8 protein-coding genes are annotated in these 13,362 nt (G+C 61.6%); 2 read left to right on the top strand and 6 right to left on the bottom strand.

Annotated features, from left to right (window positions below):
- Position 1 precedes the first annotated feature (1 nt).
- Positions 2-1,723 (bottom strand): ABC transporter permease, encoded by a 1,722-nt coding sequence (locus ACOYJL_RS08345; protein WP_433569772.1) that lies wholly within the window; start codon positions 1,721-1,723, stop codon positions 2-4.
- Positions 1,724-1,851: 128 nt separating this feature from the next.
- Entirely contained in the window at positions 1,852-3,036 is a 1,185-nt protein-coding gene (locus tag ACOYJL_RS08340) for an ABC transporter substrate-binding protein (protein ID WP_433569771.1), read from the bottom strand.
- A gap of 437 nt (positions 3,037-3,473) precedes the next feature.
- On the opposite strand from ACOYJL_RS08340, the gene ACOYJL_RS08335 reads away from it, so the two are divergent.
- Positions 3,474-4,790: an MATE family efflux transporter gene (locus tag ACOYJL_RS08335; protein ID WP_433569770.1), complete on the top strand. Its 1,317-nt coding sequence runs from the start codon at positions 3,474-3,476 to the stop codon at positions 4,788-4,790.
- Positions 4,791-4,820: 30 nt separating this feature from the next.
- On the opposite strand, the gene ACOYJL_RS08330 is transcribed toward ACOYJL_RS08335, so the two are convergent.
- Entirely contained in the window at positions 4,821-5,393 is a 573-nt protein-coding gene (locus ACOYJL_RS08330) for a manganese efflux pump MntP (protein WP_433569769.1), read from the bottom strand.
- Between the two features lie 180 nt (positions 5,394-5,573).
- Here ACOYJL_RS08330 and ACOYJL_RS08325 point away from each other — a divergent pair, with 180 nt between their 5' ends.
- Positions 5,574-6,503: a zinc dependent phospholipase C family protein gene (locus ACOYJL_RS08325; RefSeq protein ID WP_433569768.1), complete on the top strand. Its 930-nt coding sequence runs from the start codon at positions 5,574-5,576 to the stop codon at positions 6,501-6,503.
- Positions 6,504-6,607: 104 nt separating this feature from the next.
- Here ACOYJL_RS08325 and ACOYJL_RS08320 read toward each other — a convergent pair whose 3' ends face one another.
- The 3 genes from ACOYJL_RS08320 to gltB all read right to left on the bottom strand — a co-directional run bounded on the left by ACOYJL_RS08320 (position 6,608) and on the right by gltB (position 13,184).
- On the bottom strand, positions 6,608-6,808 hold the full coding sequence (locus ACOYJL_RS08320; protein ID WP_433569767.1) for a hypothetical protein: 201 nt from the start codon (positions 6,806-6,808) through the stop codon (positions 6,608-6,610).
- 256 nt (positions 6,809-7,064) lie between these two features.
- Entirely contained in the window at positions 7,065-8,537 is a 1,473-nt protein-coding gene (locus tag ACOYJL_RS08315; protein ID WP_433569766.1) for a glutamate synthase subunit beta, read from the bottom strand.
- A gap of 3 nt (positions 8,538-8,540) precedes the next feature.
- On the bottom strand, positions 8,541-13,184 hold the full coding sequence (gene gltB, locus ACOYJL_RS08310) for a glutamate synthase large subunit (RefSeq protein WP_433569765.1): 4,644 nt from the start codon (positions 13,182-13,184) through the stop codon (positions 8,541-8,543).
- Positions 13,185-13,362: the final 178 nt, after the last annotated feature.

The following is a 13,362-nucleotide window of genomic DNA, read 5'->3' as shown; positions in this document are numbered from 1 at the left end:
GTTACTCCTCCTCAGCAGCGGCGTTGATCTTTGCGCTGGTGCCAAAGTGCTTGATGGCAAGGTTCATCAGGAGCACAGCACCATAGGTGATGATGATCAGGATCGTGGCGAACGCGCAGGCGATGCCGTAGGCGCCCTTCTCGGCGAACTCGTTGATCTGGACGGTGATGAGCAGGTACTCGGGCGTTACGAGCAGGATGATCGCGGAGATTGCCGTGATTGAGCGGACGAACGCCGTGACGAGGCCGGACAGGAACGAGTCCTTGATGAGCGGCAGCGTGACCGTCATGAACACCTGGAAGGAGTTGGCGCCCATGTCATAGGCAGACTCCTCGATGGACTTGTCGATCTGGCGCAGCGCCGAGATTCCCGAGCGCGTGCCAGTAGGCAGCGAGCGGACGATGAACACGATGACGAGGATTGCGCCCGTACCGTAAAGCCCCTGCATGATGCCCGTGTGGAACAGGCCGCTGGAGAAGCCGCGAATGTAGCCGACGCCAAGGACGGTGCCAGGAACGGCCATGGCGAGCATTGAGACGAACTCGATGAAGCCGCGGCCATGGAAGCGCTTCTTGACGACGAGATAGGAGATGATCATGGAGAGCAACGCGCAGATAGGCGCTGCGATGGCGGAGAGCAGGAACGAGTCCGTGAAGGCCTCGAGGCCGTGGTGCATCGTGAAGACCTGCTGGAACCACTTGAGCGTCAGGTGGAAGTCATAGCCCCAGGTCTGGAACAGGGCGCCAAACGGGACGCAGATGTACATCACGATGACGAAGATGGCAATGGCGCCGCACAGGACGGACAGCGGAATGCGCACGGAGTTGTCGGTGATGAGCATGCGCTGACGGCTGGCCTTGCCCGTGAGCGTGGCCGTGGACTTGGCCTCGAGCACGTACTTCTGAACGATGAACATGAGCAGCGTGATGCAGAGAAGCACGACTGCCATGGCAGACGCGCCCTGCTTGTCGTACGCTCCCGTGATCTGCAGGTAGATGGATGTGGCCAGCGTGTCGTAAGAGCCACCGATAAGCATGGGGTTGGCGAAGTCTGCGATCGACTCGATGAACGAGACCAAGAAGGCATTGCCAAGACCGGGGAGAATCAGCGGGAGCGTGACGCTCGTGAAGACCTTCCAGCGAGAAGCGCCCATGTCACGGGCGGCCTCCTCGAGAGAGGGGTCGATGTTCTTCAGCAGGCCCTTGAGCATCATGTAGCAGACGGGGAAGAAGGTCAGGATCTGAACGAGGGCGATGCCCCAGAAGCCGTAGACGTTGTTGTCATAGATGCCCAGCATGTAGCGAGTGATGATGCCGGACTTGCCGAACAGCATGATCACGGAAAGCGACAGCACGAACGGCGGGGAGACGACAGGCAGCATCGAGACGACTTTGAACACCCTCGACATGAACTTCGACTTCAGCTGCACGTACACCTCGACGTAGGCAAACAAAAGCCCGATCAGTGCCGCAAACAGGCTTACAAAAAGTCCCAGAGACAGCGTGTTGGTGATGGCCGTCTCAAAGGAAGGCATCGCGAGAATGCGCTGGAAGATCGAGAGCGTGGGACCGTCTTCGGTGATAAAGCTGTCCACCAGAAGGATGGCCAGCGGGTAGAGAATGAACAGGCCCAGAAACGCGATCAAGACAACAATTGTCGTGACCATGATGGGGTCGGCCATAAATTTCTTTCGGTCGAGCTCCTCTGATTGCGATTTTGCCATCTTCTCCCCCCTTTCTTTGTCGTGACCAATACGATATGTGTCGCTACCTTTAGACAGGCAGATGGCTGGGCAGGCAATTTGCCTGCCCAGCCTCTGAGCGAAGCCCTTTTATTGGCAACACACAGGCGCTACTCCGTCTGGAAACGCGAGGTATCGTCGGTGTTGGTGCCGGAGTTGGCGAGAGCCGTCATGATGTCGCTGACGTAGGTCTCGGTGTTCTCCTTGGCGTCCTCGAAGTCGTAGTCCATGACGTTGTCCGGATCCAGGCCGTAGTCGGTAGCAACCTGCGGCTGCTTGGCGTCGTCGATGACCAGGAACTGGTAGGCGCCGACCTCCTGCGCGCGCTCGACGCACTGCGGGGACAGAGCGTACTCAATCCAAAGCTTCGCGGCGTTCTGGTGCGTGGCGCCATTGAAGATTGCCGTAGCGCCAATCTCGTAGGAAGCGCCGGAGGACGGGATGACCAGGCCGATGTTGTTGTAGCCGTTGTCGACGATCTGGTAGATGGCGTCGTGCAAGAAGCCGATGCCCACGGTGCACTCGCCGGTGCCGACGTTCTTGGAGGGGCCAGAGCCGGACTTGGTGTAGACAGCGATGTTCTTGTCGAGGTCGACCAGATACTGGATGCCTTCGTCGTGGCCGTACTTCTGGATGACGGTGTTGAGGATCAGCTTTGCAGTGCCGGCGGTGTTGTAGTTGGACATCCAGATAAGGTCCTGATACTTGCTGTCAAGAAGGTCGGGCCAGTCCTGAGGAGCGTCGATGCCAAGGCGGTCGATTTCGTCGGTATTGTAGAAGAAGCCGAGGATGCCCTTGTAGATGCCATACCAATAGCCGTCGGCATCGCGGTACACGTCGGAGATGAGGTGGGAGGCGTTCTTTGCCTCATAGGCCTGGAGCAGGCCCTTGTTCACGGCGACGTTGTAAGGATCGGTGGTGCCTCCGAACCAGACGTCGGCAGACGGGTTGCCGTTCTCCTCCTCGATCTTGGACTCAACCTCGCCGGTGGACAGGCGCTGATAGCTGGTCTCGATGCCAAAGAGCTCCTGGAAGTGCTCGCAGCAGGCTGCCACGTGCTGCTCCTCGCAGGAACCGTAAACAACCAGCTGGCCGTCTTCCTTAGCGGCGCTGATCATGTCGTCGTCAGCGATGCGGCTCAGGTTCTCGTCAGAAGCATCCGAAGAAGAGCTGGTATCGGTACCAGAGCTGCTCTCAGAGCTGCTGGAGTCATCGCTGCTGCACGCGGCGAGGCCAAGGCCCAGGCCAAGCGCGGCGGAAGAACCGATAAAGTTCCTACGTGAAATGCTTCTCATCGCAATTCCCCTCATTTCTTTGGAAGACCACGAGGGCCCTCCTCCCCATAAGCAGGCAGGCCATAGCCTGCCAAACTTCCTCCTAGTCAATAGTCAGCTTTACTCGAGCTTTACAAAAATTGATTTTGGCGAGCGGTATGGTTCAGTCCATTACCGTCTCATTACAAAGCTCTGGACTAATTATGACAAAGAAAAATATTTAACTATCTGCCCTTGTGGCTTTCGGTTCATCGCGCTTCGTGCAATCCGAAGCTTCTCGCGCATGGCGTTTGCCTGGATTTGGCTTTCTAAAGGGCAGCGGAAAAAATCGCTGCTAACGTCGGGATGTAAGGCAATACCACTCTCAAAAGGCGAGAAGGGCGGCGTGTCGGCGTATGGCGTCAAAGGCTTTTTCGGGTTCGCTTGACGTAACGAAGGGAACCATCTGGAAACAGCTGTTGCGCCTTTTCTTTCCCGTGTTTTTGAGCTCATTTTTCCAGCAGGCCTATTCGCTGATAAACACCTGGGTCATAGGGCACTACGCCACCACGAACGCGCTGGGAGGCATTCAGGCAACGCAGAGCCTCGTCGACCTTGTTGTCGGCTTCTCGATTGGCGTTGGGACGGGCTGCGCGATCATTTGCGGGCAGCAGTTTGGAGCCGGCCAGAACGAGCGGCTGCGCACGTCGGTGCGCACCGCCATGTCCATAGCAGTCGTTGGCGGCCTGGGCTTCTCCGCGCTCAGCCTTGCTTTTCTTGAGCCCGCGCTCAGGCTGATGGGCACTCCCGCCGAGCTGATGGAGCAGTCTCTGGCCTTCTCGCGCTTCTATATGGGAGCGCTCGTGTTCTCCATCGTGTTCAACATGGGCTCGGCGATCCAGCGAGCCGTTGGAGACACCAAGACGCCAGCAATGATCGTGGCTGCCACCTGCGTCGTTAACGTGCTGTGCGACTTCGTCTTCATTGCGGGGATGCGCATGGAGGCGGCTGGCGCCGGTCTTTCGACGGCGATTTCGCTGCTCTTTGGCGCTGCCGTCACCACTATCAAGCTGATGCATGTCGACGGGCCGTGGCGCCTCGACTTTAAGGGACAGCTCATCAACCCGCACACCGCAAAGGTCATGATTGTGACCGGCCTTCCGCTGGGGCTGCAGTCCTCGGCGTATTCCATCTCGAACATCATCGTGCAGTCGACGGTGAACTCGTTCAATTCCACGTCAATCGTGACGGCATGGGGGCTCTCCGGACGCATCGACGGCGTCGTGTGGATGATCACTGACTCCTTGGGCGTCTCGACCACCACGTTTGCAGCGCAAAACTTTGGGGCTAGCGACGAGAAGCGCGTGCGGGCGGGGCTGCGCACGTCCTTTATGCTCACGCTGCTCGTCGTGGGTGGATCTGGTCTTCTTGTTACGGTCTTTGCCCCGCAGCTAGCGGCATTTTTTGTGTCCGACGCCGAAATCGAGGCCAATGCGGTCCACATGATCTACTACATCGCGCCGTTTTACGTGCTGTTCTCGATCATGGACAACATCTCGGGAACTATCAGGGGCTGCGGCGAGAGCATGACGCCCATGCTCATCACCATGGCGGGAACCTGCCTTCTGCGCATCGTATGGCTTCTTGCCGTGGTGCCGCAGGTGCGCACGCTTGACTCGGTGCTCATTGTGTATCCCATCACCTACGTGGTGACCACCATCGCATTTGTCATCTACTACAGAAGCGGCAGGTGGCTTCGCCGAGGCCAAGCGACGAGGGCGCGCGCCCTGTCGTAGCGCAGCGCGAGGAGGCCAGATGCCACGAGGCTAGCTGAGCAGCGCCTTGATGCCGATTGCGATAAGGACGCAGCCGCCTAGGATCTCGGCGCGGTCCCCCAGAAGGTCTCCGAGCTTGCGGCCAATGACGAGCGCGAGGATGCAGCACGCAGCCGTCGTAAGACCTATCACAGTCACGGAAAATGCGAGGTCAACCGCCTGAGCCCTCAGCGAGACGCCAATCGCGAAGGCGTCAATGGCCGTTGCGACAGCCTGGAAGAGCAGCATGGAGACGGTAAGATGGCCCTCTCGCACAGCGGGGGCGCCTCCGCATCTCTTTGACTCTCTCAGCGCCAAGACGCCCTCCCGCACCATGTTTCCGCCTATGATTCCCAAGATGACAAGGGTGATGATTCCGGAGTAGCGCTCGATGAAGTCGCCGGCGATGCCACTCAAGTAGTAGCCGGCAACCGGCATCAGAGCCTGAAACAGGCCAAAGAGAATTGGCATGAGCGCCCGGCGCGCAAGAGTCTCGTGCTGGTAGGCGAAGCAGTTCGAAATCGTGACAGAGAAGGCGTCTGCAGAAAGTGCGAGACCCAAGATAAAGATTTCAGCGACGCTCATTGCGCTCCAAACGGTCATGCCCTCATGCCCAACAAATGCGAAATTGTACCAAGGAACTGAACAAGTGGACGCAACAACGGAGCATTTCCCGCAACGCACAAGTTAGGCTATGCTATTGACCTTGCCACGAAACTTTATCCGGTCACTCGGATCTAAGTAAGCTTTCAAGGAGCACCTCTCATGCCTGCGCTTATCACGCATCATATCTTTGGCGAGGACGTCGTCACCAAGCTCCCGGAGGGAATCGTCGAGGGCGAGGAGGAGCTTCTCGCGTTTCTGCTAGGAAACCAGGGTCCCGACCCCTTCTTCGCCGCCTTCTTCATGCTTCCCGAGCGGGCCAGCGAATGCCATCGGTTTGCTCACGCAATGCACGAGAAGAGCGTGGTGAACGCGTTTCTGAGCGTCAGAAACTCTGTCGGCCACCTTCCGCGCGCGGACGAGCGCATCGGACGCGCTTTTTCGCTTGGCATGCTTGCCCACTACGTGCTTGACAGCACGACGCACCCGTTCGTCTTCTCCGAGCAGTTTGACCTTCTCAAGGAGATGGGCCTTCCCGATGCAAGCGCGGAGGTCCATGCGCTCATTGAAAGCGACATCGACTCCTGGATCTTGTGGGAGAAGCGCAAGCTGACGATTCTTGAGTCTCCCGCCTCGGCAAACCTCGCAAGCACCGCACGCATCGACCGTGTTGCCGGAGCGCTCTTCTCTCAGACTGCGATGTCAGTCTTCGGAATTGGCATCGAGCCCGAAGACTATGCGAGCTCGCTTCGAGACTACCGCTGGATCTTCCGTCGCATCGACCCCGCCGGATCCCCCAAGACTCGCCTCATCTCAGACGTAGAGCGTTTGGGACGGCCGCACTCTATGGCCGCCTCGATGGCGCACCGCGTGGTGCGCACCAGCGAGTGCCCAGCGGCAAACCTGAAGTGCCATTTTTGGGAGAACCCCTACACGGGACAGATGAGTCAGCTCAGCTTTGCCGACCTCTTCGTCGACGCAACCGAGCGCTACCCGCGCTACGCCGAGAGCTTCATCAGAGGCAACAGGGATGACTTCTCCAAGCTCGTCGGCGGCATCAACTACGACGGCTGTCCCGGCAGCGCCGAATAACGCAATAGAATTTGCTAGAGACGAGAAAAGCCCCGCACGGCATTTGCCATGCGGGGCGCATCGTGTGGAGCCGACCAAGCGCATCCGTCCGTCAAGGGACCTGGCTACACCCAAATGAGCGAGGGCTTGCCACCGTCATCATCGTCGCCCTCGGACTTCTTGAGCGGCTGTCGCACGTGGTCGTTCCCCCACTCAGACGACTCCTCGAGCCAAGGGCGCACAGGCTCCTCAAACTCCGGCGCCTTCTTCTCGACGCCATCCTCGAGCCAGATGAGGCTGGCGGAAGCAGAGCTTGCATTGTTCATGGCAGAATCCTCAGGTTGAGCAGCCCGGCTTCCCGAGGCTCTTTTTCGAGCGCTCCTCCTTCGCGACAGATATCTCTCGCGACTTGCATCTCGTCTTTCCGCTGACGACCAAGGCATGACAACCCCCAATCCCCAAACATGAGCATGCAACCTCGCTTTCCTCCCAAATTGGTACCAGTTCTTGCCGCGCTTTGCAGAGGGCGCACGCGGGCGCTCAAGCGAGCCAACAAGGCCCGCGACCGAGCGATAGCCATAGCTACAGCCCCAAGCTCCCAGCGACCTCCGTGGCGCACGCCAGGCCGTCCGAAATGGCCGCGACGACAAGCGACGAGCCGGTGCGCGCGTCGCCCGCGGCAAAGACAGGTACGTCTCCAGTGCAAACAACCTGGTGTGAGCCCGCGCCTGCCGCCTTGGGGCGAACGCCGCCGCGAAACTCCGTGCACTCCACGCCAAGCGCCTCATAAATCGACGCCTCGGGGCCCGTAAAGCCCATGGCCAGGAGCACCAGCTGGGCTGGCAGCTCGCGCTCGGAGCCCTCGATGGGGTCGGGCTTTCCGGCTGACCAGTCAAGCGAGACGACCTTCAGACCGCGCACGCCGCCCTTGCCGTCATCCAGCACCTCGAGCGTGTTGGTCGCCCAGCTTCTGGGGTCCTCCCCCTGAACGAGCGCTGCCTCAACCTGGCCATAGTCGGTCTTCTTGACGTTGGGCCACTCCGGCCAGGGGTTCGATGCCGCACGGGCATCGGGAGGAGCGGGAAGGAACTCGAGCTGGTGGACGCTCTTTGCGCCCTGGCGCAGCGCCGTGGCAACGCAGTCGGTGCCCGTGTCGCCGCCGCCGATGACCACGACATCCTTGCCCTTTGCGCTGATGGCGGGCTTGCCGGCATGTCCTTCAAGCAGCGCCTTTGTCTGAGCCGTCAAAAACTCGACGGCAAAGTGCACGTCGGGAAGGTCGGCTCCGGGCACCTTCAGGCCGCGCGCGTCCGCCGCGCCCGCGGCAACGACGATGGCGTCATAGCCGCCGAGCTCAGAAACCACGGAGGGGTCGGTGGCGTCGACTCCGCAGCGAATCTTGATGCCGCTCTTCTCCATCAGCCGAAGACGGCGCTCGACAACCTCCTTGGGCAGCTTCATGTTGGGGATGCCATACATGAGAAGGCCTCCCGCGCGGTCGTGGCGCTCGAGAATGGTGACGCGAGCGCCCCGGCGCGCAAGCTCCCACGCCGTCGCAAGCCCGGCAGGGCCAGAGCCAATGACGGCGACCGAAGGAGCATCGGCGGCCGCAGGCGAAAGCGGAGCGGGCCCTCCGGTCGCCCACTGGTGATCGGAGATGGCGCGCTCGTCGTCCTTGATCGTGGTGGGCTCGTCGGCAAGTCCAAGGTTGCAGGCGGCCTCGCAGGGAGCGGGGCAGACGCGGCTCGTGAACTCGGGCAGCGGGTTCGTGAGCGCCAGGCGCTCTGCCGCGTCCGACCACATGCCGCGCCAAACCAGGTCGTTCCACTCGGGAATCAGGTTGTGCAGCGGACAGCCAGAGCTCTTGGCGTGACCAAACGAGAATCCCGTCTGGCAGAACGCCACCCCGCAGTACATGCAGCGGCTCGCCTGCGCGCGCTGCCTCTCCTCGTCCAACGGTACCGCGAACTCGTCAAAGTCTTTGATGGTCTCACCCGCGGGCCTTTCGCCGTGGGCGACACGCTTCGTGTCGATGAATGCTCCTACCTTGCCCATGGCCTACCTCCCGTTCCTCATTGTCTCGAAGGCAATCTCGATTGCCTCGTCGCGCGTCTTGCCCGCCGCTTCTGCAGCCTCGGTCAGCTCAAGCGCTATCTCGTACTCGTGCGGAATGACCTTCACGAAGCGGTCCTTGATGTCGTCAAACATGTAGAGCATCTTGATGCCGCGCGGGCTTCTCGTGCGCGCAGCGTGTTCCTCGATCAGGGCGTGGATCGTCTTGAGATCGCGCAGCGTAGGCTGCTTCAGCTCAACCATGTCGGTGTTGCAGCGCTCGGCAAGCGTGCCGTACTCGTCGTAGACATAGGCGACTCCGCCGCTCATGCCCGCTGCAAAGTTGATTCCAACCTCTCCCAAGATCAGCGCCGTGCCGCCCGTCATGTACTCGCAGCCGTGGTTGCCCACGCCCTCGCACACGATCGTGGCGCCGGAGTTGCGCACGCCAAAGCGCTGGCCGGCCAGACCGTTGATGAAGCCCCTTCCCCCGGTGGCGCCATAGAAGGCGACGTTGCCGATGGAGACGTTCTGGTCAAACTTGTAGGTGGCCTTCGACGACGGCGCCACGGTCAGGATGCCGCCAGAGAGTCCCTTGCCAAAGTAGTCGTTGGCGTCGCCGTGGACGTTGATCGTGATGCCCGCCGGCAGAAACGCGCCGAAGCTCTGGCCGCCGGAGCCCTCGCAGTCGATGGTGATGGACCCCTCTGGCAGCCCCTCGGGATGCGCGCGCGTAACGACCGAGCCAAGCATGGTGCCCACGCAGCGGTTGACGTTGGCGATGTCCGCATGGAAGCGGACCGGGGTGAGGGTGGCGCGAGCGGCCGCCGTGTACGGGATGAACAGCGTCGAGTCGAGGGCGCAGGGCAGCTCGTCCACGGGTCCCATCTCGGGCAGATAGTGCTTGCAGCTGGCGCCGGGCACAGACTTGCCGTACTCGTTGGTCACGTTGACCAGAATTGGAGACAGGTCGAGCGTGTTGGCCTTCCAGTTGCCCTTGACCTTCTTCTGGCGCAGGCACTCGGGATGACCCACCATCTCCTTGATGGTGCGGAAGCCGAGCTTGGCCATGATGCCGCGCAGCTGCTCGGCAACAAGGTACATGAAGTTGACCACGTACTCGGGCTTGCCCGTGAACCGCTTCCTGAGCTCGCAGTTCTGCGTAGCGATGCCCATGGGGCAGGTGTCCGTCTGGCAGTCGCGCTGCATGAGGCAGCCAAGCGAGAGGAGCGCGGCGGTGCCAAAGTCAAAGACCTCGGCGCCCAGAAGCGCAGCCACCGCCACGTCATAGCCGTCCATCAGCTTGCCGTCCGCCTCGAGTTCAACGCGGGAGCGCAGGCCGTTTCTCAGCAGCGTCTGCTGCGCCTCGGCAAGGCCGAGCTCAAGCGGGAGGCCGGTGTGGTAGATAGAGTCGCGCGGCGCGGCGCCCGTGCCGCCGTTGGCGCCCGAGATCAAGATCTTGTTGGCTCCGCCCTTGGCAACGCCCGTGGCGATGGTGCCGACGCCTGCCTCGGAGACGAGCTTGACCGACACCTTTGCCTCGGGATTCGCGTTCTTGAGGTCGAAGATCAGCTCAGCAAGGTCCTCGATGGAGTAGATGTCATGGTGAGGCGGAGGAGAGACGAGGCCCACGCCAGGAGTGGAGTTGCGCACCTTTGCGATCCACGGCCACACCTTGGTGCCGGGCAGGTGACCGCCCTCGCCGGGCTTTGCGCCCTGGGCCATCTTGATCTGGATCTCTTCGCCAGCCACCAGATAGCGGCTCGTGACGCCAAAGCGCGCGGAGGCAACCTGGCGAACCTTGGAGTTGGCGGAGTCGCCGTTTTCCATCGTGGTCTCGCGGTCGGGGTTCTCCCCGCCCTCGCCGGTGTTCGACTTGGCGCCGATCCGGTTCATGGCGATGGCAAGCGTGCGATGCGCCTCGTCGGAGATGGCGCCGAAGCTCATGGCGCTCGTCTGGAAGTGCTTCACGATGTCGTCTGCGCTCTCGACCTCTTCGATGGGGACGGGGCCGGACTCAAGCGGCACGAGCTCCAACAGGTCGCGAAGCACGATGGCTCGGTCGGTGGGGTGCAGCGCCTTCGAGTACTGCTCGAAGAGCTCGGGGCTGTTCTCGCGCGTGGCACGATGCAGCAGGTAGATGACCTCGGGGGTCAGCATGTGCTGCTCGCCGCCCAGAGGACGCCACTTGGTGAGACCCGAGCTTGGGAGCTGGCTGGGAGACGGGCTCTTGAGCATGGCGTCGGTCTCGTCGTAGCGCTCGTTGCACTCGCGCTGCACGCCGTTTGCGTCCAGGCCGCCCACGCGGCTCACCGTGCCCGAGAAGTACTTGTCCACGAACTTCTCGTCAAAGCCCATGATCTCGAAGATCTGCGCGGAGTGGTAGCCCTGCATCGTGGAGATGCCCATCTTGGACATGATCGACGTGATGCCAGAGAGCACGGCCTTGTCGTAGTTCTTGACGCCCTCCTCTGCGCTGACGGAAAGCGAGCCATGCTCGGCGAGCGCGCGGATGCAGTCATGGGCCATATAGGGGTAGATGCCCGAGGCGGAATAGCCCACAAGCGTAGCAAAGTCGTGCGGCGTGATGGCGTCCCCGCTCTCGACGACCAAGTCGGCGTTCATGCGGATGCCGGCGCGGATCATGTGGTTGTGGACGGCAGAGACGGCGAGAAGCGAGGGGATTGAGACCTCTCCCCTGCCGGCGCGGTCGGAGATCGCCACGATGTTGGCGCCTGCGCGCACGGCCGCCTCGACGTCTGCGCAGAGCTTGTCGAGAGCCGCCTCAAGCGCTCCATCCCCGGCGTCGCGGCGATAGGTTGCCGAGAAGCGCGCGGCATGGAAGCCGTTCCTGTCGACGGTCGCAATCCGGCGGAACTCCTCGCCCGTCAGGATGGGGTCGTCCAGCTTGATCAGCTGGCAGTTCTTCTTGGAATCCTCCAGCATGTTGCCGTGGTTGCCGATGTAAAGCACGCTCGAGGTCACGAAGCTCTCGCGAAGGGCGTCGATTGGCGGGTTTGTGACCTGGGCAAACAGCTGGTTGAAGTAGTCAAAGAACGAACGGGGGCGCTTGGAGAGCACGGCAAGCGGAATGTCTGCGCCCATAGAGGCCAGAGGGGGCTTTCCGGTCTGCGCCATCGGACGCACGGCCTCTTCGACGTCGTCGAAGTGGTAGCCGTGGCGAGACATTCGCTCCACCACGCTCACGTCGGCGTCAGCGGAGGCAAAGGGGTCGCCACCGGCATCTTCCCCAGCTGCGTCGACAAGGTCAGACACGGACAGCGTCTGGGAGTCAATCCAGTCGCGGAAGGGCTTCTGGCTGGCAAAGTGGCCCTTGACCTCGTCGTCCCAGATGATGCGGCCCTGCGCGGGGTCAACCACGAACATCTCGCCGGGGCCGAGCGAGCCCGCCTTCAAGATGTTGCTGGGATCGACGTCGAGCGCGCCGGCCTCGGAGGCAAGAATCATGCGGTCGTCGCGCGTCACGTAGTAGCGAGCGGGACGAAGGCCGTTTCTGTCAAGCGCGGCGCCCGTGATGATGCCATCGGAAAACGCGATGGCGGCAGGACCGTCCCAGCTCTCGGTAAGCATTGACTGGTAGCAGTCGTAGGCTCGACGCGAGTCGGAAAGCTGCGTGTTGTTGTCCCACGGCTCGGGCAGAAGCATCGTGACGGCACGGGCGAGCGGCCGACCGTTCATGGTAAGAAACTCGAGCACGTTGTCCAGGATGGCTGAGTCCGAGCCCTCGCGGTTGATGACCGGAATCACACGGCCGAGGTCATGGCCGAGCACGGGCGAGTAGAACTGGGACTCGCGGGCGCGAATCCAGTTGACGTTGCCACGAAGGGTGTTGATTTCGCCATTGTGGACGATGTAGCGGTTGGGGTGCGCGCGCTCCCAGCTGGGGGTGGTGTTGGTCGAGTAGCGCGAGTGCACCAGCGCCAGCGCCGTTTCGGTGGAGGCGTCGTTCAAATCTGGATAGAAGCCGCGCATCTGCGTTGCCACGAGCATGCCCTTGTAGACGATCGTGCGCGAGCTCATCGAGCAAATATAGAAGATCTTTCCGTCAAGGCCGGAGTTCTTGCTCGCCGCCTTTTCGATGGTGCGACGGCAGACGTAGAGCTTGCGCTCAAAGTCGTCGCCAGCGCTCACTCCTTGGGGCCGGCCGAGAAACGCCTGGCGGATTCTCGGCATGCAGGCACGGGCGGTCTCGCCCAGGTCGTGCGGGTCTATGGGCACCTCTCGCCAGAAGAGAAGCGGAACGCCAAGCTCGGCGCAGCCCTCCTCGAAGACGCGGCGGGCCACCTGCTCGCCCTCGTCGTCCTGAGGGAAGAAGACCATGGCAACGCCGTAGTCGCCCTCCTCGGGAAGAAGGTGGCCCCACTTCTGGGCTTCCTTGCGGAAGAAGCGATGCGGCACCTGGAAAAGGATGCCGGCGCCGTCGCCGGTGTTTCGCTCGAGGCCCTTGCCGCCTCGGTGCTCGAGGTTCACAAGCACGGAGAGCGCGTCGTCAAGCATCTGGTGCGAGCGCTGTCCCTTCAGGTGCGCAAGAGCGCCAATGCCGCAAGCGTCGTGCTCAAACTCTTCCCGATAGAGCCCTTGCTGCGACCGATTTCCGGCGCCCATGCTGCCCATTGCTGTTGAACTCATGGGGTCCCTCCCTCTCCTGCGTCCGCACGGCCATCCATAAGTGCCACGTGCGGGCGCGTTCCTGTCTCTTGTGGCAGCGCGCCTTGTCCGTAGTGCGGGGAGCTCTTCTCTGCACCGAGAGAGCTGCCTGTCGGGTGGTTGTGTCTCTGCGCTTGCCAAGCGGACGCGTCTGAATACA

This window comes from Tractidigestivibacter sp. (assembly GCF_050946515.1).
In the GTDB taxonomy this organism is placed as follows: Bacteria; Actinomycetota; Coriobacteriia; order Coriobacteriales; family Atopobiaceae; genus Tractidigestivibacter.
The sequence above is the reverse complement of the archived record's forward strand: the minus strand, read 5'-3'. Positions and strand labels throughout refer to the sequence as shown.

Coding starts and splice junctions, on each gene's coding strand:
- ACOYJL_RS08340 (WP_433569771.1), bottom strand. CDS start 3,036: ATGAGAAGCATTTCACGTAGGAACTTTATCGGTTCTTCCGCCGCGCTT.
- ACOYJL_RS08320 (WP_433569767.1), bottom strand. CDS start 6,808: ATGAACAATGCAAGCTCTGCTTCCGCCAGCCTCATCTGGCTCGAGGAT.
- ACOYJL_RS08315 (WP_433569766.1), bottom strand. CDS start 8,537: ATGGGCAAGGTAGGAGCATTCATCGACACGAAGCGTGTCGCCCACGGC.
- gltB (WP_433569765.1), bottom strand. CDS start 13,184: ATGAGTTCAACAGCAATGGGCAGCATGGGCGCCGGAAATCGGTCGCAG.
- ACOYJL_RS08345 (WP_433569772.1), bottom strand. CDS start 1,723: ATGGCAAAATCGCAATCAGAGGAGCTCGACCGAAAGAAATTTATGGCC.
- ACOYJL_RS08330 (WP_433569769.1), bottom strand. CDS start 5,393: ATGAGCGTCGCTGAAATCTTTATCTTGGGTCTCGCACTTTCTGCAGAC.
- ACOYJL_RS08325 (WP_433569768.1), top strand. CDS start 5,574: ATGCCTGCGCTTATCACGCATCATATCTTTGGCGAGGACGTCGTCACC.